This is a genomic window from Salegentibacter maritimus, from assembly GCF_016236975.1.
Taxonomy (GTDB): Bacteria; Bacteroidota; Bacteroidia; order Flavobacteriales; family Flavobacteriaceae; genus Salegentibacter; species Salegentibacter maritimus.
Genome location: NZ_JAEHNY010000006.1, coordinates 175,695 through 195,559, shown reverse-complemented (window position 1 = coordinate 195,559; position 19,865 = coordinate 175,695). Strand labels below are relative to the sequence as shown.

The 19,865-nt window shown below is 36.7% G+C and carries 22 protein-coding genes; 12 read left to right on the top strand and 10 right to left on the bottom strand.

Features of this window, described 5'->3' with window-relative positions; genetic code table 11:
- The first annotated feature begins 110 nt into the window (after positions 1-110).
- The gene (pyrF, locus tag I6U50_RS08535) at positions 111-929 is read left to right on the top strand and encodes an orotidine-5'-phosphate decarboxylase (RefSeq protein WP_198627621.1); all 819 of its coding nucleotides are present in this window, start codon (positions 111-113) and stop codon (positions 927-929) included.
- Between the two features lie 6 nt (positions 930-935).
- Entirely contained in the window at positions 936-1,709 is a 774-nt protein-coding gene (locus I6U50_RS08530) for an ABC transporter substrate-binding protein (protein WP_198638523.1), read from the top strand.
- A gap of 37 nt (positions 1,710-1,746) precedes the next feature.
- Here I6U50_RS08530 and I6U50_RS08525 read toward each other — a convergent pair whose 3' ends face one another.
- The 3 genes from I6U50_RS08525 to purU form a co-directional block, all read right to left on the bottom strand.
- Entirely contained in the window at positions 1,747-1,887 is a 141-nt protein-coding gene (locus I6U50_RS08525; protein ID WP_232805901.1) for a Lacal_2735 family protein, read from the bottom strand.
- A gap of 170 nt (positions 1,888-2,057) precedes the next feature.
- On the bottom strand, positions 2,058-2,765 hold the full coding sequence (locus tag I6U50_RS08520; RefSeq protein ID WP_193711137.1) for a DUF4197 domain-containing protein: 708 nt from the start codon (positions 2,763-2,765) through the stop codon (positions 2,058-2,060).
- A 146-nt stretch (positions 2,766-2,911) separates the two neighbouring features.
- Positions 2,912-3,763 (bottom strand): formyltetrahydrofolate deformylase, encoded by an 852-nt coding sequence (purU, locus tag I6U50_RS08515; RefSeq protein WP_198638522.1) that lies wholly within the window; start codon positions 3,761-3,763, stop codon positions 2,912-2,914.
- Positions 3,764-3,904: 141 nt separating this feature from the next.
- Here purU and I6U50_RS08510 point away from each other — a divergent pair, with 141 nt between their 5' ends.
- Complete coding sequence (locus I6U50_RS08510; RefSeq protein WP_198638521.1) at positions 3,905-7,360, top strand: methylmalonyl-CoA mutase family protein; 3,456 nt, start codon at positions 3,905-3,907, stop codon at positions 7,358-7,360.
- Positions 7,361-7,526: 166 nt separating this feature from the next.
- Here I6U50_RS08510 and I6U50_RS08505 read toward each other — a convergent pair whose 3' ends face one another.
- Positions 7,527-7,982 carry a hypothetical protein gene (locus I6U50_RS08505; RefSeq protein WP_198638520.1) on the bottom strand — a complete coding sequence of 152 codons (456 nt, stop codon included), beginning with the start codon at positions 7,980-7,982 and terminating at the stop codon, positions 7,527-7,529.
- 109 nt (positions 7,983-8,091) lie between these two features.
- On the opposite strand from I6U50_RS08505, the gene I6U50_RS08500 reads away from it, so the two are divergent.
- Positions 8,092-8,706, top strand: a complete 615-nt coding sequence (locus I6U50_RS08500; protein WP_193711133.1) for a MarC family protein — start codon at positions 8,092-8,094, stop codon at positions 8,704-8,706.
- A gap of 14 nt (positions 8,707-8,720) precedes the next feature.
- Here the strand turns inward: I6U50_RS08500 and I6U50_RS08495 are convergent, their stop codons facing one another.
- A complete protein-coding gene (locus tag I6U50_RS08495) occupies positions 8,721-9,125 on the bottom strand; it encodes a hypothetical protein (protein ID WP_198638519.1) in 405 nt (134 codons plus the stop codon).
- 116 nt (positions 9,126-9,241) lie between these two features.
- On the opposite strand from I6U50_RS08495, the gene I6U50_RS08490 reads away from it, so the two are divergent.
- The 4 genes from I6U50_RS08490 to I6U50_RS16165 all read left to right on the top strand — a co-directional run bounded on the left by I6U50_RS08490 (position 9,242) and on the right by I6U50_RS16165 (position 12,146).
- Complete coding sequence (locus I6U50_RS08490; RefSeq protein WP_198638518.1) at positions 9,242-9,697, top strand: Lrp/AsnC family transcriptional regulator; 456 nt, start codon at positions 9,242-9,244, stop codon at positions 9,695-9,697.
- Positions 9,698-9,909: 212 nt separating this feature from the next.
- Positions 9,910-10,104: a DUF1328 domain-containing protein gene (locus I6U50_RS08485; RefSeq protein WP_198627615.1), complete on the top strand. Its 195-nt coding sequence runs from the start codon at positions 9,910-9,912 to the stop codon at positions 10,102-10,104.
- A gap of 104 nt (positions 10,105-10,208) precedes the next feature.
- Positions 10,209-11,633 carry a hypothetical protein gene (locus I6U50_RS08480; RefSeq protein ID WP_198638517.1) on the top strand — a complete coding sequence of 475 codons (1,425 nt, stop codon included), beginning with the start codon at positions 10,209-10,211 and terminating at the stop codon, positions 11,631-11,633.
- Positions 11,634-11,954: 321 nt separating this feature from the next.
- Complete coding sequence (locus tag I6U50_RS16165) at positions 11,955-12,146, top strand: DUF1684 domain-containing protein (protein ID WP_198638576.1); 192 nt, start codon at positions 11,955-11,957, stop codon at positions 12,144-12,146.
- A gap of 225 nt (positions 12,147-12,371) precedes the next feature.
- Here the strand turns inward: I6U50_RS16165 and I6U50_RS08470 are convergent, their stop codons facing one another.
- From I6U50_RS08470 to I6U50_RS08455, 4 genes are all read right to left on the bottom strand, one after another.
- Positions 12,372-13,613, bottom strand: a complete 1,242-nt coding sequence (locus tag I6U50_RS08470) for an ammonium transporter (protein WP_198638516.1) — start codon at positions 13,611-13,613, stop codon at positions 12,372-12,374.
- Positions 13,614-13,641: 28 nt separating this feature from the next.
- Positions 13,642-13,980 (bottom strand): P-II family nitrogen regulator, encoded by a 339-nt coding sequence (locus I6U50_RS08465; RefSeq protein ID WP_198627612.1) that lies wholly within the window; start codon positions 13,978-13,980, stop codon positions 13,642-13,644.
- Between the two features lie 171 nt (positions 13,981-14,151).
- Positions 14,152-14,526, bottom strand: coding sequence for a fluoride efflux transporter CrcB (gene crcB / locus I6U50_RS08460; RefSeq protein ID WP_198638515.1), 375 nt, complete (start codon positions 14,524-14,526; stop codon positions 14,152-14,154).
- 6 nt (positions 14,527-14,532) lie between these two features.
- Positions 14,533-15,564, bottom strand: a complete 1,032-nt coding sequence (locus I6U50_RS08455; protein ID WP_198638514.1) for an SRPBCC family protein — start codon at positions 15,562-15,564, stop codon at positions 14,533-14,535.
- A 313-nt stretch (positions 15,565-15,877) separates the two neighbouring features.
- Here I6U50_RS08455 and I6U50_RS08450 point away from each other — a divergent pair, with 313 nt between their 5' ends.
- Entirely contained in the window at positions 15,878-16,264 is a 387-nt protein-coding gene (locus I6U50_RS08450; RefSeq protein ID WP_198638513.1) for a pyrophosphohydrolase domain-containing protein, read from the top strand.
- 204 nt (positions 16,265-16,468) lie between these two features.
- Here I6U50_RS08450 and I6U50_RS08445 read toward each other — a convergent pair whose 3' ends face one another.
- Positions 16,469-17,536: a branched-chain amino acid aminotransferase gene (locus tag I6U50_RS08445; protein ID WP_198638512.1), complete on the bottom strand. Its 1,068-nt coding sequence runs from the start codon at positions 17,534-17,536 to the stop codon at positions 16,469-16,471.
- 103 nt (positions 17,537-17,639) lie between these two features.
- On the opposite strand from I6U50_RS08445, the gene I6U50_RS08440 reads away from it, so the two are divergent.
- From I6U50_RS08440 to I6U50_RS08430, 3 genes are all read left to right on the top strand, one after another.
- Positions 17,640-18,146, top strand: a complete 507-nt coding sequence (locus I6U50_RS08440) for a DUF4920 domain-containing protein (RefSeq protein ID WP_198638511.1) — start codon at positions 17,640-17,642, stop codon at positions 18,144-18,146.
- 1 nt (position 18,147) lies between these two features.
- Positions 18,148-18,822, top strand: a complete 675-nt coding sequence (gene mnmD / locus I6U50_RS08435) for a tRNA (5-methylaminomethyl-2-thiouridine)(34)-methyltransferase MnmD (protein WP_198638510.1) — start codon at positions 18,148-18,150, stop codon at positions 18,820-18,822.
- A gap of 70 nt (positions 18,823-18,892) precedes the next feature.
- A complete protein-coding gene (locus I6U50_RS08430; protein WP_198638509.1) occupies positions 18,893-19,798 on the top strand; it encodes a TIGR01777 family oxidoreductase in 906 nt (301 codons plus the stop codon).
- The last annotated feature ends 67 nt before the right edge of the window (positions 19,799-19,865 follow it).

Sequence of the window (19,865 nt, the reverse complement as noted above, 5' to 3'; positions counted from 1 at the left end):
GACGATTTTAATAAATTTTCAATAACCTCGATTTTTATTTCAAGAAACCTTTCCGCGAAAGCGGAATTTTCTTTTATATTTTAAATTATACTAACTACAAATCATTACCTATGTCTCCACAAGAATTAACTGAACAAATCTTTAAGAAAAAATCATTTTTATGTGTGGGGCTGGATGTAGATATAGATAGGATTCCTACCTACCTGTTATCGGAAGACGATCCTATTTTTGAATTTAATAAGGCTATTATAGATGCTACCCATAAATTTTGTGTGGCCTACAAACCTAATATTGCTTTTTATGAAGCGAATGGGGTTGAAGGTTGGCAGGCGTTGGAAAAAACAATAAACTACCTCCATCACCAATATCCCGAAATCTACACAATTGCCGATGCCAAGCGTGGCGATATTGGAAATACCTCAAGAATGTATGCTAAAACTTTTCTTCAGGATCTTGGTTTCGATTCGGTAACTGTGGCACCTTATATGGGGAAAGACTCGGTAGAGCCTTTTCTGGAGTTTAAAAACAGGCAGGCCATTTTATTGGCGTTAACCTCTAACGAAGGGGCGTTCGATTTCCAGACACAACAGGTTAACGGGGAAGAACTGTATAAAAAAGTACTTAAAACTTCAAAAACCTGGAAGAATTCAGAAAATTTAATGTACGTAGTGGGAGCTACCAAAGCCGAATTCTTAAAGGAAATAAGGCAAATTATTCCCGAAAACTTTCTTTTGGTACCCGGGGTAGGTGCTCAGGGAGGCAAACTTGAAGATGTTTGTAAATACGGAATGACAAAAAATGTAGGTCTCCTGGTAAATTCTTCCCGAAAAATTATCTATGCTTCCGAATCTTCAAATTTTGCTGAAATCGCCGGAGCCAAAGCCGAAGTGTTACAGCAACAAATGGCCGAAGAGTTAAGTCAGCTTTAAGTTTTAATGAAGCTCATAGATCAGTTACATAGAAGGCTTAGTCTTCCGCACGCGCCTCAGCGAATTATTTCTTTAGTCCCCAGCCAAACCGAACTTTTGGTAGACCTTGGTTTAGAAGAAAATTTGGTAGGAATTACCAAATTTTGTGTGCATCCTGTACATCTTCGAAAAACCAAAACCATTGTTGGGGGTACAAAAGAAGTAAAACTGGAAAGGATAAAAGCTTTAAAACCCGATATCATTTTGTGTAATAAAGAAGAGAACACAAAGAAAATGGTAGAAGAGCTTCAGGAAATAGCTCCTGTACATGTTTCAGATATTATTAAGATTGAAGATTCTTTCGAGTTAATGCAGCAGTATGCCAGGATTTTTGATAAAGAAGCCCCGGTGAAAGCCATAATTGGTTCCATTAAGGAAAAAATGGGGAAACTTCAGGAACAACTAAAGCATAAACCCGCTAAACGGATTGCTTATTTTATTTGGAAAGAACCTTTAATGGTGGTGGGGAAAGATACTTTTGTAGATGAACTTTTGAAATTGAATAAACTGGAAAATATTTTTCAAACTTCAAGATACCCCGAAACTTCTTTACAGGAAATAAAAGCTAAAAAACCCGATTTATTGTTGCTTTCGTCTGAGCCCTTTCCATTTGCAGAGAAGCATAAACCTTACTTTTCAGAATTAAATATTGAAATAAAATTGGTAGATGGTGAATATTTTAGTTGGTACGGTTCCCGGCTGGTAAAAGCGATGGATTATTTTAAAGCACTTAATTTTTAGCGGTCTATTTTATCGTACCGCATTCTTTTAAGCTCTTTTAAAATTTTTTTGCTCTTGCATTTAATCTGTCGCTCTCTTCTTTATCGGTAAGAGTCACCTTATAAGATTTGTGCATAAGGCTCTTATACTTATCACAAAGGCATTCTTCCTTAGATTTTGTCTCAAAGATTTTAAACATAATACTGCTTTTGTCTTTGTTGCAAAGTTAAGCTGCACAACGACAAAGCATTGCTAAGTATGCGTTAATCTTCCTCTAAAATATTTATACTTAGCTTTTTAAATGTTAAAATATTATATAATTCCCTTCACTGTGAGATTGGTTGTTTTTTTAGGGCACCATGTTGAGGTTTAATATTGACTATCCTGTAATGCAAAAACACGTTGTAAAAGCTGGGTACTCCTTGCAGCTACTTTTTCCCTTATTTCCTTTTCTTCTACCGCAATCATTGTATAAACACCATCAAGGGCTCTGTTGGTAACATAATCTGCAAGGTCTGGATTAACCTTATTAGTTAGGGGTAAGTTGTTATATCGAGTAATAATATTGTTCCAAACCCTGGTGGCTCCAACTTTTTCGAGTGAATTGGTTACTACCGGATTAAATTTATTGTAAAGTGGTTTTTCGGTTTTATTGGTAAGATACAAGGTGGCTGCGTTATTTTGCCCCAATAAAATATTCCTGGCATCATTAAAGCTTATTTCCTTTACAGCATTCACAAAAATTGGGGTCGCTTCTTTAACGGCTTCTTCGGCAGCTCTGTTTAGTACTTTTAGGCCTTCATCGGCCAAAGCATCTAAACCTACATCACGAAGTGTTTTATCTACTTTTTGTAATTCTGGAGGTAAAGTTATTCTAACTAATTCATTGTTATAAAAGCCATTTTCTTTGGTAAGTTTGCTCACCTGCTTCTCTATACCCATATCCAGCGCCTGGCGTAACCCGGAAGCTATTTCTGTATTACTAACACCAACCTGCGGATATTGACTGGCGATTTGCTGAAGCTCGGCACAGGATGAAAACAATAAAACACAAAAGATAAGAGTTAGTTTCTTCATAAGGATTTTTTTCTTGATAATCGAGACTTTATGCACTGGGCTTGCCTCTAATTCCATTTTTTTATTGTGATGCCCGGTAGATTTTTTCCGGGCTAATTTGCAAATGTATCATTTTTTAGATCAAAGACTGTCCGGGAAAGTATCGTCTAAATAAAAACTATAGTCTTATTATTGTAAACAAGGGTTTTTCTTTCAATATGATATTTTATACCCCTGGCCAGGACAATTTTTTCCAGGTCCCTACCTTTTAAAATAAGATCTTTAATTGAGTGACTATGCGAAATTCGTGCAATGTCTTGCTCAATTATAGGACCTGCATCCAATTCTTCGGTTACATAATGGCTGGTAGCTCCAATTATTTTCACCCCTCTTTTATAGGCCAGGTGATAGGGTTTGGCTCCGGCAAATGCAGGTAGAAAAGAATGATGAATGTTGATTATTTTATTCTGAAAGGCCGCTATTAAAGATTTGGGTACTATTTGCATATACCGGGCCAAAACAATAAAATCTATGTTTTCCTTTTGAAGTAATTCAAGCTGGGTTTTAGCGGCCTCCTCCCTTGTATTTGCGGTTGCCGGAATATGATAATACGGAATCCCAAAATTTTTGGCTACCTGCTCAAGATCTTTGTGATTGCTAATAATTAAAGGAATACTTACTTCGAGTTCGCCCGATTTATACCGGCTTAAAATGTCGTAAAGGCAATGGTCGTATTTAGAAACAAAAACTGCCATTCTAGGTTTAGTATGGTCTGAGTATATTTCCCATGACATTTTGTATTTTTCTGCTACAGTTTCCCTAAACTCATTTTTAATATTCCTAATATTGGTTTGCTTGGTAAATTCACATTCTAAACGCATAAAGAAAACCGTATTCTCCCGGTCTACATATTGGTCTATATAAAAAATATTTCCCTGTCTTTTATAAAAGAAGGAAGTAACATGGGCGATAATTCCAGAAGTGTCGGGGCAGTGAATTAAAAGGGTGATTTTAGACATGATTAGGCTTTAAGGTCTTAAAATTACACATTTCCGAATGTTTCAGAATAGTAGTATTCAGAATTATATTAATATCATAGCAGCCGCTTTAGAATTACAATTTTCGTAAATTGCAGCTCAAAATTTCAGAGATAATTAGCAATGGAACAACAAAAGCCATATACACCTAAAAATAAAATAAGAATTGTAACCGCGGCTTCGCTCTTTGATGGGCACGATGCGGCTATAAATATCATGCGTCGTATTATTCAATCTACCGGGGTTGAGGTGATTCATCTTGGTCATGACCGTAGTGTAGATGAAGTGGTTAACTGCGCTATACAGGAAGATGCACAGGCTATTGCCATGACCTCGTACCAGGGTGGCCATACCGAATATTTTAAATATATGTACGATTTGCTTCAGGAGAAAAATGCCGGTCATATCGCTATTTTTGGTGGTGGCGGAGGCGTAATCCTTCCTGAAGAAATTAAGGAGTTGATGGACTATGGAATTACCCGTATTTACTCCCCAGATGATGGCCGTGAAATGGGGTTGCAGGGAATGATTAATGATATGGTGAAGCGCGTAGATTCTGAAACGCCCAATTTAGTTGAAGAAATCTCTGTTGCTTCAGATTTAAAAAATAAAAATGTAAATACAATTGCCAGACTTATTTCTTTGGCCGAAAACAGGCACGATACCTTTATAGAACATTTTCAGCCTATAAGAGATAATAATAAAAACAGCGAAATTCCTGTGCTTGGAATTACCGGAACCGGTGGCTCAGGAAAATCCAGTTTAGTAGACGAACTGGTACGTAGGTTTTTAAGCGATTTTCCGGAGAAAAATATTGGGATTATTTCGGTAGACCCTTCTAAACGTAAAACCGGTGGGGCTTTGCTGGGCGATAGAATACGAATGAATGCTATAAACAATAAACATGTTTATATGCGTTCTTTGGCTACCCGCCAATCTAACCTGGCACTTTCAAAATATGTGGCAGAGGCCGTTGAAGTACTGAAGGCAGCCGAATTTGATTTGATAATCCTGGAAACCTCAGGAATTGGGCAAAGTGATACCGAAATTATGGATCATTCTAATGTGGCTTTATACGTGATGACCCCTGAGTTTGGTGCCGCTACCCAGCTGGAGAAGATTGATATGCTTGATTTTGCCGATTTGGTAGCTATTAATAAGTTTGATAAACGCGGCGCACAGGATGCCTTGCGGGATGTAAAAAAACAATACCAGCGAAATCATCAATTATGGCATGAAGATGCTGAGAAATTACCGGTTTTTGGAACCATAGCTTCCCAATTTAACGACCCGGGTATGAATACCCTGTATCGCCAAATTATGGATAAGCTTGCCGAAAAAACAAAAGCCGATCTTAATTCTACTTTTGAGATTTCAGCTGAAATGAGTGAGAAAATCTTCGTGATTCCGCCCAAAAGAACCCGTTACCTTTCAGAAATTGCTGAAAATAACAGGAGTTACGACGAAAAAGCAGCAAGCCAGGCAGATGTAGCGCAAAAACTATACGGAGTTTTTAAAACAATCGAGTCGGTTTCCGGTTTGGAAATGACAGGTAATCAATCTAAATACTTAGAAAAGCACGGTCTTGATCAGGAAGAGATTATGGTGTTTTCTCAGGACTCTCAAAAGGATTTTCTAAAATTGCTTTTTGCAGAGTTTGATCGTGTGAAAATGGATTTAGATCCTTATAACTGGGAAGTGATTCAGAGCTGGCAGGAAAAAGTAAATAAATATGTAGAGCCCATTTATTCATTTAAGGTTCGCGACAAAGAGATAAAAATAGATACGCATACCGAGTCGCTTTCGCATACTCAAATTCCAAAAGTTGCCCTTCCAAAATATAAAGCCTGGGGTGATATTTTAAAATGGTGCCTTCAGGAAAATGTTCCGGGAGAATTTCCTTATACCGCCGGTCTTTACCCTTTTAAAAGACAGGGAGAAGACCCTACCCGTATGTTTGCCGGTGAAGGTGGCCCCGAAAGAACCAATAGGCGGTTTCATTACGTGAGTATGGGCTTGCCTGCAAAAAGGCTTTCAACCGCTTTCGATTCGGTTACGCTTTATGGAAATGACCCGGATAAACGTCCAGATATTTATGGGAAAATTGGTAATTCAGGGGTTTCTATTTGTTGTTTGGATGATGCTAAAAAACTCTATTCAGGCTTCGATTTGGCCGATGCGATGACTTCGGTAAGTATGACCATAAACGGGCCGGCACCTATGTTGCTTGGTTTCTTTATGAATGCAGCCATAGATCAGCAATGCGAGAAGTATATTAAGGAGCATGGATTGGAAAATAAGGTTGAAGAAAAATATAAAGAGCTTTATGACGATCGCAACCTGGATCGTCCTGCTTATCGCGGTGAGTTGCCCGAAGGTAACAATGGACTTGGTTTAATGCTATTGGGAATTACCGGAGACCAGGTACTACCGGCAGAGGTCTACCGGGAGATAAAGGAGAAAACTATGAATGTGGTTCGCGGTACCGTACAGGCCGATATTTTAAAAGAAGACCAGGCACAGAATACCTGTATTTTCTCCACAGAATTTGCTTTAAGGCTAATGGGAGATGTACAGGAGTATTTTATAAAAGAAAAAGTAAGAAACTTCTACTCGGTTTCAATTTCAGGATACCATATTGCTGAAGCCGGTGCCAATCCAATTACCCAGTTGGCGTTTACTTTGGCCAATGGGTTTACCTATGTTGAATATTACCTAAGCCGGGGAATGGATATCAATAAATTTGGTCCAAACCTTTCGTTCTTCTTTTCTAACGGAATTGACCCCGAATATGCGGTAATAGGAAGGGTGGCACGTAAAATTTGGTCTAAAGCACTTAAGCATAAATATGGGGCAAACCCCAGAGCACAAATGCTAAAATATCATATTCAAACTTCTGGCAGGTCATTACACGCCCAGGAGATAGATTTTAACGATATTAGAACAACCCTCCAGGCGCTTTATGCTATTTACGATAACTGTAATTCGCTTCACACCAATGCTTACGATGAAGCTATTACAACACCTACAGAAGCTTCGGTGAGAAGGGCAATGGCGATTCAGTTGATTATTAATAAGGAATTAGGGCTTGCCAAGAATGAAAATCCAATTCAGGGCTCTTTTATTATCGAAGAGTTAACCGATCTTGTGGAAGAAGCCGTTTTAACCGAGTTTGACCGAATTACCGAAAGGGGAGGTGTGCTTGGTGCCATGGAGACTATGTACCAACGCGGTAAAATTCAGGAGGAAAGTTTGCATTATGAAACTTTAAAACATAATGGGGATTACCCAATTATTGGTGTAAATACTTTTTTAAGTTCTACCGGTTCTCCCACTGTAACTCCGGGAGAAGTAATTAGGGCAACAGAAGAAGAAAAGCAGCATCAACTTAAAACTTTGAATACCCTGCATAAAGCCAAGGAAGATTCAGCCGAAGAGGCTTTAGAGAAGATTAAAGAGGCAGCTATTAAAAACAAGAATATTTTTAAAGAATTAATGGAAGCTACCAAAGTTTGCTCCCTGGGCCAAATAACCCAGGCAATGTTCGAGGTTGGTGGGCAGTATAGAAGAAATATGTAAGCAGAGAGCCACTTTTCCAAAGCTATAGCTTTGGAAAAGTGTGCGAATCGCTTATCTCGAAGAGCGCAGCGAAATCGGGATCTCTTTCACCGGGAATTTTGTTTCGGAAAAGTGTGCGAATCGCTTATTTTCACCTAATTTTTTTCGGATTTTCCCATCAAACGGATTATTGAAATGGGATGTCATCATCTGGATCTATATCGTCATAATTAATTCCCGGCGGGTTAAACAATCCCCATCTATCAATAATATAGTTCCATTGGTCAAATGTTTTTACCCATTCGGCAAAAAGCACCCGAAATTCCTCAATAGTTGCTCGCAAAAGATGTAAGTATTCGGTTTCTTTAAATTCATCTGCAAAAAAATGATTGCAAGACACATAAATATCTTTCGCGCTTTTTCTAATTATAGCAGCATTTTCCATGCGTATGTCGTAAATATCGGCTCCTTCGGCCCCTGCAATTTTGGCCGGCAGCTTTAAAGCATCTGCCATCATAAAATCGCCGGTGCTTTTTAGCATTTCATTTTCTTCAGGGATCAGGTCTACAATTCGGGAAACCATGCTACAGATTTCTTCTGCTTTTTGAAATAATGGTAGTTTTCTATAATTATCTAATTCCATAGTACTTAAAACTTTTATCCTTTTTATTGGGTAGAGCTAAAATTTCAGATTAGTTTTGCAAATTATTAATTTTAACCTGTAACTGCGTAAGTTTCAAAAACATATTGCTATGGAAAATATCTGGTTATATGCCATAGGCGCGTTTACCGCATTTTTTGCAATTAATAATCCGGTAGGGAATATTCCTATTTTTTTAAGCCTAACAAAGCAGGCCGATGGTAAAAGAAAGCGGTTTATCTCAAAGAAGGCGACTTTTACGGCTTTTGTGATTGTAACAGGTTTTGTATTGTTGGGGAAGTATATTTTTCAACTTTTTGGATTAACTATTCCTGCCTTTAAAATTACGGGTGGGATTTTGGTTTTCTTTGTAGGTTTTGAAATGATAAGGGCACAACAGTCGAGTATTGATAACCAGACAGAAGTAGATTTTAACGAAGGTATTTCTATTTCTCCACTGGCAATTCCAATTCTGGCCGGGCCAGGAACTATTGTAACTGCAGTAAACTATACTACAACTGCCAGTTATATGGATATGGGAATTGTGGTGGCCATGTTTGCTTTAATTATGTTTTTAAATCACCTCGCTTTTATTTCCAGTGAGTATTTAGTACGATTTATAGGTCAGAATAAAATTGTTGTGATCGAAAAAATAATGGGCTTAATTATAGCTATTATAGGAACTAATATGCTTATAGAAGGTATTAAAATTGCTTTTTATGAATAACAATCTTAGAAAAACTAAATTTTTCTAAGTTGTTGAATCCAATCAATTACCATTTTATCAAATAGGTGAATTTCTTTCTTCAATAAAATTAAAAACTCACTTTCCCTTACACCAGAAAATTCAAGGTTTTTGCAAAGTAATTTTAAGCTTTTACTTAGCTTTTTAATATTTCTAACACGTTCTAACCTGGAGTTGTGGTTTTTTGCTGTAGCTATAGAGGCAACCACTGGAGCTAGTTGAAGGGATTCGTTTATAAGGTCTCCGGCATACCTGTTTTTAGGACAGCTAGAAATACTCATTTCCAATACGTGCTTATCTTGCGTAAAATGTACGGCCATTGCCCTGGAAAGTTTAAAGATTTCCAGTGCTTTATGATATACCGGTGTTTGGTTTGTATTGTTGGAAAAAACCTGTGCCATGAATCATTAATTTCAGCATAAAATTAGCGAGAAATTAAATAGCCTGACTTAATGTTTTAAACTTAAAATTATGTTTTACCTTTGATTAAATGGTATTACTTAAATAAAAATTTAATATGCAAATTGATGAGCTTAATTGGGCTATTCTAACTCGTCTACAGGAAAACGCCCGATATTCTTTTGCGGAAATTGGGAGGGAAATAGGCTTAAGTTCGCCGGCAGTGGCAGAAAGGGTAAAGAAAATGGAAGATGCGGGGATCATAAAAGGCTATAAAACTGAAATATCTTACAATAAAACAGGGCATCAGTTAAAAGCCGTGATCACCCTTCGTGCTTTTATGGGGAGGTTAAAACCTTTTTTGGAGAAGGTAAAGGAGTTTCCGGAAGTGATTAATTGTTATCGTATTACCGGGAACGAAAATATTATAATGGAAGTTATTTTAAGAGACCAGTCTCATTTAGAAGAATTAATAGATAAACTAATTACTTATGGTGAGACCAAAACACATATCGTTCTTTCTCAAGTGGTAGCCTTTGCTCCTATAAATAAGAATAATACCAAATTCTCTTAAAAAATTAGGGATGATTTGGCCTTAGTTATTAAGGCTATAGAAGAATATTTTGTTCTGTTTTTTCTACTTCAGATAAGTTAACTGAATTTTTGAGTCTATTTTAACTAAATTTTGAAGCTTGTATTGTCTTTAGTTAAATAATAGCAAATTGTAATTTTATTAATATTACAACGACTATACTCTGGCTATTTTTGTTTAAAAGAAATTGCATTATGAGAAAGTATAGTACATTATTTCTAATTATGGCAGCCTTAACCGGCGCAATAGGATTTTCGGGTTTAAACTTTGAAGGGATTGAAGTAGTAAGAGTATTATTTCTGGTCTTTGCAGACTTACTGGTAGTGTCTCTAGTTGCACGCCTCTTTTTTAAAAACGACAACTTAAGACTACAACGCGTTAAGAAATAAAAGATATCCTATATAACATTTATAAGCCCTCATCTAATGATGAGGGTTTTTTTATGCACGATCTTTGATATCTATGCTTATATTTATACTAATTACTCCATATTATGATAAAAAAGATTCCTTTTCTAATTTTGCTTTTAATCTTTATTCATCAATTGGGAAATAGTCAGGAGCTTAAAATTCCTTTTGGTACTATTGTAGATTCAATTCCGGTTAGCGATACCTTAGAAGACGATTTTGCAATTTATCTTCCTCGAAATTTTGATGAAAAGAAAGAATGGCCTGTAATTTTTGTTTTCGATCCTCAGGGTAGGGGGCGGGCAACTGCCCAATTTTTTAGAACCATAGCCGAAAAGCAATCTTATATAATTGCAGCGTCTAATATAAACCTTAAACAAGATTCTTTAAAAAATAACATTACTAAAATAGCACCACTTATTAACCGGGTAGATGGCATGTTTGCTATAGATAGGGAGCAGGTTTTTATAGCAGGTCTGGCTGAAGGTGGGCAATTAGCAAGTGCACTGCCTTTTATTTATAATAATATAGCAGGAGTATTAGCGGTAGAAAATTCCTGGTTGAATACTGATTATTTGAATACCGGAAAAGAGTTCTTTTTTAGCGCGGTGGCCTGTGATGATAAGTATACTAAGAATGTTTTGACTGAAATAAAAGATTATTTGGATAAAGAGAATTTTCCTACAGAAATTAATTTTTATTCGTGTAACGGTAAAACCGAATGGCCTAACATGGATGTGATAGAAAACGCTGTTGCAGGCTTTACATTGCAAGCTATAAAAAATGGGAAAAGGCTTGCAGATTTAGATTTAATTACAGCCCTCTATAATGCCGAAGTTGAGTATGCCCAGGTTTTAAGGCGTACTCGCAATTATTATCAATCCTTTGAAAAATTAAAGCAAATTGAAGACAAGTATGACGGTTTTGGCCTTGAAGTAGATTTGGGTGACCAAATAAAGAATATTAGGCGCAATAAAGCCTTTAAGCAACAAAGACGTGATTATCGTAACGCTATCAATACAGAAAATGAGAAGCAGGAGGAGTATGTTTATTATTTAGATGCCGATGTGGCGATTTCCAATTTTGAAAATATAGGTTGGTGGGTGGCCCAGGTTGAAGAATTAAAGCAACAATCAGAGAAATTAACCGGTCCCAAACAAAAAATGGCTAGTAGGCTTCTTGGCTTTTTAGATAATTATAGTGAAACCTATTATAATGCATATATAAACTCTCAGGCAAAAGCAAAATCCAAAATCTTTGTGAGTGTGCTTCGCACTATTTTCGCTAAAGACGATCCTGCAGCTTATCTTACTATTATTAAAATTGCGGGACATGATGGAGATCACGAAACGGCTTTACTTTACCTTGAGGATTTACTTAAAACCGGTTATAAGGATATGGATGCCCTATATAATATTGAAGGTATTTTAGATCTAAAACTAAGTAAAGCATATAATGATAAAATTAGGGAGTACCTGGGTGAAGCAAAGTATTACAAGGCAGGTAGTTAACATGAAATCATTAAGCTTTTACTTCTTAATGCCGTCCCATACTTCAATTGACAACCAAAGATTACAGTCCGGTTTCAGTGGGATATGAAGATGAAATTTAGGTATCCTGAGCGTCTTCTTTTTTAAAATTGATTCAACTTTTAATGTGATAGTTCATTTTTTAAGAACTGCGTCTGAAGTTTCTTTTAAACTGAAAATAAGGTACTAAGAACACTGATTTAAGTGAAATATGAAGAATTATACTTTAGCACTAATGGAAGGGAGTTTAATTTGAATGTTTTTTATTAGGATTTAATTTCAGATTCGGAATCTTATGATTAGCTGTTTCTGCCGTTTACAAATCTTACCAATACAGAAACCACCTACTCCGGCGGACGACACCTTGATTTAAGGATACCGGAGGGTGATTTCATTTATTTGAATTCTAATAAAGCCTTTAGACTTTATTGTTCCTATAGTGCCTACTCAAAACTATTGGGAAATAGCTATAAAGGCAGGTGTGTAAAAGTTTAAATAAGTGCCTCGATAATCTAAATCGGTTACTTATTTACTCTATAATAAAGGCTTAATACCATCAGGCTTGCCTTGAAATCATCAAACAATATTTTCGCTTATCCTGCCGTTGTGCGTTTTGCTATTTAGTGGCACCGCCTAAGGGTATAATACCCCTAGGCTTGCCTCGAAATTAAAAATTTGTTTTTCACGAATGCCTCGTGTGCTTGCGCCGAGGTAATTTATTTATCTGTTCTGCGCTGTTCCAAATTCAGCATAGGCATTCATGCCGTGTTCATGAGTGTCAAGACCTTCGGTTTCTTCTTTTTCTTCCATTCTTAGTCCCATTGTAGATTTAATAACCGAGAGAATTATATAAGCAGAAATACAGGAAAAAGCACCAATAATGCCCACACCTGTTAGCTGGGTAAGAAACTGATCTAAGCCGGCCAGGGTTCCGAAGATTCCTACGGCAAGCGTACCCCAAATTCCGCAGGCAAGGTGAACGGCTACCGCCCCAACGGGATCGTCCAGTTTAAGTTTATCGATTAAGGAAACTCCAAATACAATAACTCCTCCGGCTATCAAGCCAATAAGTACAGCTTCTAACGGAGACATAAGATCTGCACCGGCGGTAATAGCAACCAACCCACCTAAAATTCCGTTTAAGAACATAGTAAGGTCGTAGTTTTTATAAGCTATGGTAGAAACTAAAAAAGCAGCAAGCCCACCAGATGCAGCAGCAAGACAAGTGGTTACAAGGGTAATAGAGGTCAGGGAAGGATCGGCTGAAAGGACAGAGCCACCATTAAACCCAAACCAACCTAACCATAGAATGAATACACCTGCCGTAGCCAAAGGAATATTATGTCCGGGAATGGCGTGAGATCGGCCATCTTTTCCAAACTTACCTAAACGAGCACCCAATAGGTAAATAGCTATTAAGGCCCCCCATCCACCTACAGAATGTACCAGACTGGAACCGGCGAAATCGTAAAAACCAATTTCGTCTAAAAATCCGCCACCCCATTTCCAGGAACCTATAATAGGATAAATAATGGCAATATAGATTATAGAGAAAAGCATAAAACTTCCCAGCTTAATTCTTTCAGCCACTGCCCCGGAAACTATAGTGGCTGCGGTTGCGGCAAACATACCCTGAAAAAGGAAGTCTGTCCAGTAGGTATACCCATTGTTATAGGCGAGGTCTAAAGCACCATCTGTTATCGGGGCGTTTAACCCAAATAGGTCAAAGAAATGATCGGGAATAATACCGGCTAAAAATGAGCCTGGATACATTAGGTTAAATCCAAGTATAGCATAAGTTAATAAGCCCGCGCAAATAATAAAAACATTTTTAAATAGGATGTTAATAGCATTTTTTTGCCTGGTTAGTCCTACCTCAAGAAGAGAAAAGCCTAAATGCATAAAAAATACCAGGACGGTGCATACCATCATCCAAACATTATTAGTAGTAAGTAATTCCATAAGGATAAATTTTTTAATGAGTTGATATTTAGGAAAGCGAATCGGTTCCTTTTTCTTTAGTTCTTATACGGTAGGCTTCTTCTACCGGGCTTACAAAAATCTTCCCATCTCCCACAGAGCCGGTGTATGCAACTTTTAAGATGGTTTCTACCGTTCTTTCTAAATTATGATTTGATACTACTAAAGAGATTTTGCGTCGTTGAATATCACTGGTGCTGTAAGATACGCCGCGATAAACGTGACCTTGCTTTTCGTTACCTACCCCGGTAACATCCCAATATGTAAAAAAATTTACTTCGGTTTCGTGGAGTGCTTTCTTAACTTCATCAAATTTAGACTTTCTAATTATTGCCTCTATTTTCTTCATACAAATCTACTTTTAGTTTGTATAAAAGTATAAAAATATCGGTTTTAGTCTAAAAAAATAGGGGGGTATTGGTTAATTTATACTAAATATTTAAAAACAATCCCTATAAAATTAGGGGTTGTTTTTTAAAAAGTGATAAAATTATGTAGTTTGTAAAATTTTTGATGTCTGTTAAGAGAGTTTCCAGATAAAAAGACCTAGAAAAACAGCTAAAATTCCAATAATTATACTTCCAAAGGCATAAAAAAAGAAATTTAGATAATCTCCCGACCGCAAGAGCGCCTGATTTTCAAGGACAAAGGTAGAGAAGGTAGTGAAGCCCCCGCAAAAACCCACGGCAAGAAATAGAACGGTATTCGAATTAAGGAAATTATGTTTTGCGGCATAGCCCAGCACTAAACCAAGTAATAAACTACCAAGGATATTTGCGGTAAAAGTACCATAGGGTATAAAAAAACGCTCAGAATTTAAACTTTTACTGATTAGATATCGAAATGTACTACCCAGGCCACCACCTACAAAAATCAATAATAGCTGTTTAAACATAGAGGTTTATTTTATTGGAATATAAAGATGGGTAATCCATTTAGCCGGATTTGCAACCTCTTCGGGCGAAGTTAAGTAAACCTCAAAATTATTGGCATCTTCGGCTACTTCAAGTTCATTGGCCTGTATATAATTATAGGCAGTGTTCCAGGCTTCTTTAAGATTCTTATAATCCCCTTTTAAGGTGGTTTTTAGAACCTTTTGATTAGGCATTAGCCCTGTTAGAATTTCACTATTGGCCGGAGTGATAACTTCACTGGGGGTAAATATTCCCGCCGAAAAAATGGCTGTTCCTGCAGTTTCGTTCCATTGATTATAAAGTATAAAAGGATTGCCGCTTTTCTCAATTTCATTTTTATCCATATAGCCAGAAACTTCACTAAACATAGATGTCATCTTTTTGTCTATTTGACTAATTTTACTTGCCGTAGTGGTATACATATAATAACCACCACCGTGCTGAATAACGCCATCTACATTAATGGTATAAGTGTCCATTTTATTTAAGATTACGTTTTCTATATTGTTAAGTCCCTCCTGAAATTTTGGGCGCATCATTTCGGTTATACTTTGTTCCTGAAAAACAAAGGCCAGTTTTTCCATAAAACTTTGTTGCCCTTTTATTCCCCAAATAATTTCAGTTCCATTTTTAATTTCATTGAACTCCCAGTATACCTGGCTTGTAGATTCTCCGAAAGGTGTTTTTAAAACAAGTTCCTGTTCAATTTCAGCATAGGGCTTAGCAGAAATAGTTTTTATCTCACCATCGCCGGCAGCTTCACTTTTCCAGGAATAACTGGCGCTGTCACCACTGGTTTTTGCTCCATATTCAATAATCATATCATCGTTTTCAGTAGACCATGGTTCCCAATTTTCCCAGTTTTTAAGTTCATTTACTTCCTGGAAAACCATTTCTACCGGAGCGGTAATTACTTTAGTTTCTTCAATTTGATAATTTCCATCTTTTGTGGCTATATAAATGGATCCTGCAATAATTACTATCAATAGGAGAAAGAAAAGGTATTTTAAAATTTTCATAGGAGTTGGTTTGGTAACGAAGATACTTATTTTAACAATATTTTGTAAATAAGGTGTTTAGGGATTCAAAAATGTTTTGAGTATAAACAGTAAACCTATAAAAGCAAGAAAAGCTACAAGTACCCACATACTTCCTTTATATTGCTTTTTGTGTAATAAAGTATCTTTTTTGTAACTAAGTGTAATAACAATTACAAAAACAACTATAAATAAGCCTGCGAAAACGAGTTGCCCGGTGCTAAACATTTTTATATACTTTTATGCAAAGTTAAGGTTTTAGGCTTAATCTATAATCGATTTAAAATTTATTAAAATGAAGAAAGGACTCTCTGCAGTAAAGCAATTTCACAAGGTCTTTAAATTAGGCATTTCTGAAGAACCGAGGGCCTCCCTGGGTAAAGGCAAGAACCGTTTACGTTACGAGTTAATGAAAGAGGAAAACGAAGAATACCTTGAGGCTGTGAATAGGGAAGACCTTACGGAAGTGGCCGATGCCCTGGGTGATATGTTATATGTTTTGTACGGAACTATTATAGAACACGGTTTAGAACACAAAATTGAAGCAATTTTTAATGAAATACAGGCAAGTAATATGAGCAAGCTTGATAAAGACGGAAAACCATTATATAATGAAAGCGGGAAAGTAATTAAAGGGCCGGGCTATGTAAAGCCTAATATAGCCAAAGTACTTAAAGATTAAGATAATTTTAATTCCATTAAAAAGAGGCTGTCTGAAAAGTCTATTCTCGTCAAGCTGAACTTTTTTCAACTTCTAACTTGCTTTTAATTACCACCACCTTAGATCCCCGATAAAGAATCGGGGCAGGCTTTGAAATAAATTCAAGATGACGGTTTTAAAGCCTTTTCAGACAGCTTCTTTGTTTTTTGTGAAAATACCGGTATTTTATTTTACCAAATATCTCCAACCATGTCTGTCTTCGGCCTGGTTGTATTGAATTTTCATTAGCTGATCTTTAAATGACTTTCCGTAAGAATCTTCCAGCTCAGGAAGTTCAAACTTTTCGTCTTTATATCCAAAGCCAGAAATAGGATTAATTACCGTTGCGGTACCAGAACCAAAAATTTCCTTTAACTCACCATTTCTTGCCGCCTCTACAATTTCAGAAACTTTTACTTTTCTTATTTCTACTTCAATATTAAGATCTTTAGCCAGGTCTATGACACTTTTTCGGGTAACTCCATCTAAAATCCTATCGCTTGTAGGCGCGGTAATTAGTTTGTCGCCAATTCTAAAGAAAATATTCATTGTTCCTGCTTCTTCCAGGAATTCGTGGGTATTGGCATCGGTCCAAATTATTTGTTGAAAACCGGCCTCTTTAGCAAGATTGGTTGGGTAAAATTGCGCGGCATAATTTCCGGCAGCTTTTGCGGCACCGACCCCACCATTGGCAGCACGACTATATTTCTCTGAAAATTGAACCCTTACTTCGCCACTGTAATAGGCTTGTGCCGGGGAACAAATAATCATAAACTTATATTTGGTTGATGGGTTTGCAGACACGCCCTCCTCGGTAGCAATTACAAACGGGCGAATGTACAATGAGTTTCCAAAACCTTTTTTAATCCAGGCTTTATCTAATTTTAACAATTCTTCCAGACCGCTAAAGAAAAATTCTTTCGGAAACTCCGGAATAGCTAACCTTGCGCTGGATTTGTTGATCCTTTTAAAATTTTCTTCCGGTCTAAAAAGCCAAATTTGATCGTCTTCATCTTTATAAGCCTTCATTCCTTCAAAAACAGCCTGCCCATAATGAAATACTTTTGCCGATGGATCCATTTCTATGGGACCATAAGGTCTAATTTTAGGGGTTTGCCATTGGCCATTATCATAATCACATTCAAACATGTGGTCTGTGAAAATTTCGCCAAAAACCAGGTTGTCAAAATTTACTTCTTCAATTTTAGACTTTTGGACTTTGTTTATTTCAAGCTGGTTAGTATCGTATTTCATTATCATTAATTTAGCACACAAATTTACCTAAATTAAAACAGAATCAAAATCTAAAGTTTTGGTAAATTTGTTTGCCTACAGTGTTTTAACTAAATATAATAATATGAGAAAAATTGTGTTCCTCCTTGGTTTATCGTTAATTTTTATAGCCTGTAATGGAGAAAAATCTAAAACAGAAGTTGAGGTTTTAGATCAATCAACTCCTGTTTCTTACAATTCTTACGGAGAAAAGATTTCACCTGAAAACAGCCTAACGAATGCTGAGGCCCTGGAAAGGTATACTTCATTAAAACCCGGTGACACTCTGGAGATTAAATTTGCATCAAAAATAAAGAGCGTTTGTAAAAAGAAGGGCTGTTGGATGGTGGTAGAGCTTCCCGAACAAAATGATGTAAGGGTAACTTTTAAAGATTACGGCTTTTTTGTTCCAAAAAATATTGAAAACACTGAGGTAATCGTTAAAGGGAAAGCTTTTTTAAATGAAATGTCAGTTGAAGATCAAAAGCATTATGCAGAAGATGAGGGAAAGTCTGAAGCAGAAATAGCTGCGATTACTTCACCAAAAAGCTCCAGGGCTTTTGTAGCTAATGCGGTACTTCTAAAACAATAAAGTGGAAAGAAAAATAAAAAAAACCGGCGATGGGTCGGTTACCATACATTTAAGCGAGTGGGATGAGCAATACCACTCTAAACATGGAGCCATACAGGAAGCACAACACGTTTTTATAAAAATGGGGTTGCAATATTGGGTTGGCTCAAATAGGGAGAATAAACTTTCTATATTAGAAATAGGTTTTGGTACCGGCCTTAATGCATTTATCACTTTTTTGGAAGCTAAAAAGCTTAAGCTAAATATAAATTATACAGGAGTAGAAGCCTATCCCGTAGCTAAGAATGAAATAGATGCCTTGAATTACGCCGAGATGCTTTCCGCAGAAAACCAGTTGCATTCATTTCATAAAATGCATGAAATATTGTGGAATGAGGTAGCGACTATTTCCGAATCTTTTCAGCTTGAAAAACAGCAAAAGCGATTTGAGGAAATTGAAGATCGTGATAAGTATGATTTGGTGTTTTTTGATGCTTTTGGAGCCAGGGTTCAACCAGAACTTTGGACAGAACAAATTTTCGCTAAAATGTTTGCCGCTATGAAAAAAAATAGTGTATTGGTAACTTATTCGGCAAAGGGAAGTGTGAGAAGGGCTATGCAAACGGCAGGATTTATAGTTGAAAGGCTTCCGGGCCCGCCAGGTAAGCGTGAAATGTTAAGAGCTTTAAAAAACTAGCGAATATTCCTGTTAAATAGGTGGTAATATTTAGCTAAGGTTTATTCTTGTTGTTATCTTGTAAAGAAAAATGCGTGTACTAATTACAGGGGCTACTGGCTTAATTGGATCTAAAATTAGTCAGTTATGCCTGGATAAAGGAATAGAGGTTTACTATCTTTCTACCAGCAAAGAAAAGTTAGAAAGTAAAGAAAATTATAAGGGTTTTTTCTGGGATCCAAATAATAATGAAATTGATAATGATGCCATAAAAGGTGTTGATGCTATTATTAATTTGGTAGGTGCCAGTATTGCTGAACGCTGGACACCGGAACAGAAAAAAACTATTCTAAAAAGCCGAACCGAAACGGCAAATCTACTCTACAAATGCTTACAGGAAAACAAGCACCAGGTGAAATACCTGGTTTCTGCTAGCGCTATTGGAATTTATCCCAGTTCTTTAGAAAAATTATATACCGAAGAAGATAAAGGTGTAGACGATTCTTTTGTAGGCGAGGTCGTAGTAAAATGGGAAGAGGCCGTAGATAATTTTAAGGATTTGGGGCTGGAGGTTGCCAAGATTAGAGTTGGCCTTGTACTTGCGCAAAATGGAGGAATGTTACAAAAACTCAAAGAGCCTGTGAATTTTAATGTAGGTTCACCACTTGGTAGTGGGAAACAATGGCAGTCCTGGATTCATATAGACGATATTAGCGGTATTTTTATGTTTGCTTTAGAAAACCAATTAAACGGAATTTATAATGCTGTGGCCCCCAATCCTGTAACTAATAAAGAATTAGTGAACGAGGTAGCTTCAAAAATGGGGAAACCGGTTTGGTTGCCAAATGTTCCAAAAATAGCCCTTAAACTTGTTTTAGGAGAAATGTCTCACCTTGTGTTATCCAGCCAGTTGGTGAGTAGTGACAAGATAGAACAGGAGGGGTATAATTTTAAATATGTAAACCTTGCCAAAGCGCTAGAAGATTTATTGGCCTAATAAAATACTTATGGAAATAGGAATAAAAAAAAAGCTGTCAAAAAAAAATCGACAGCCTTTTTTCTAT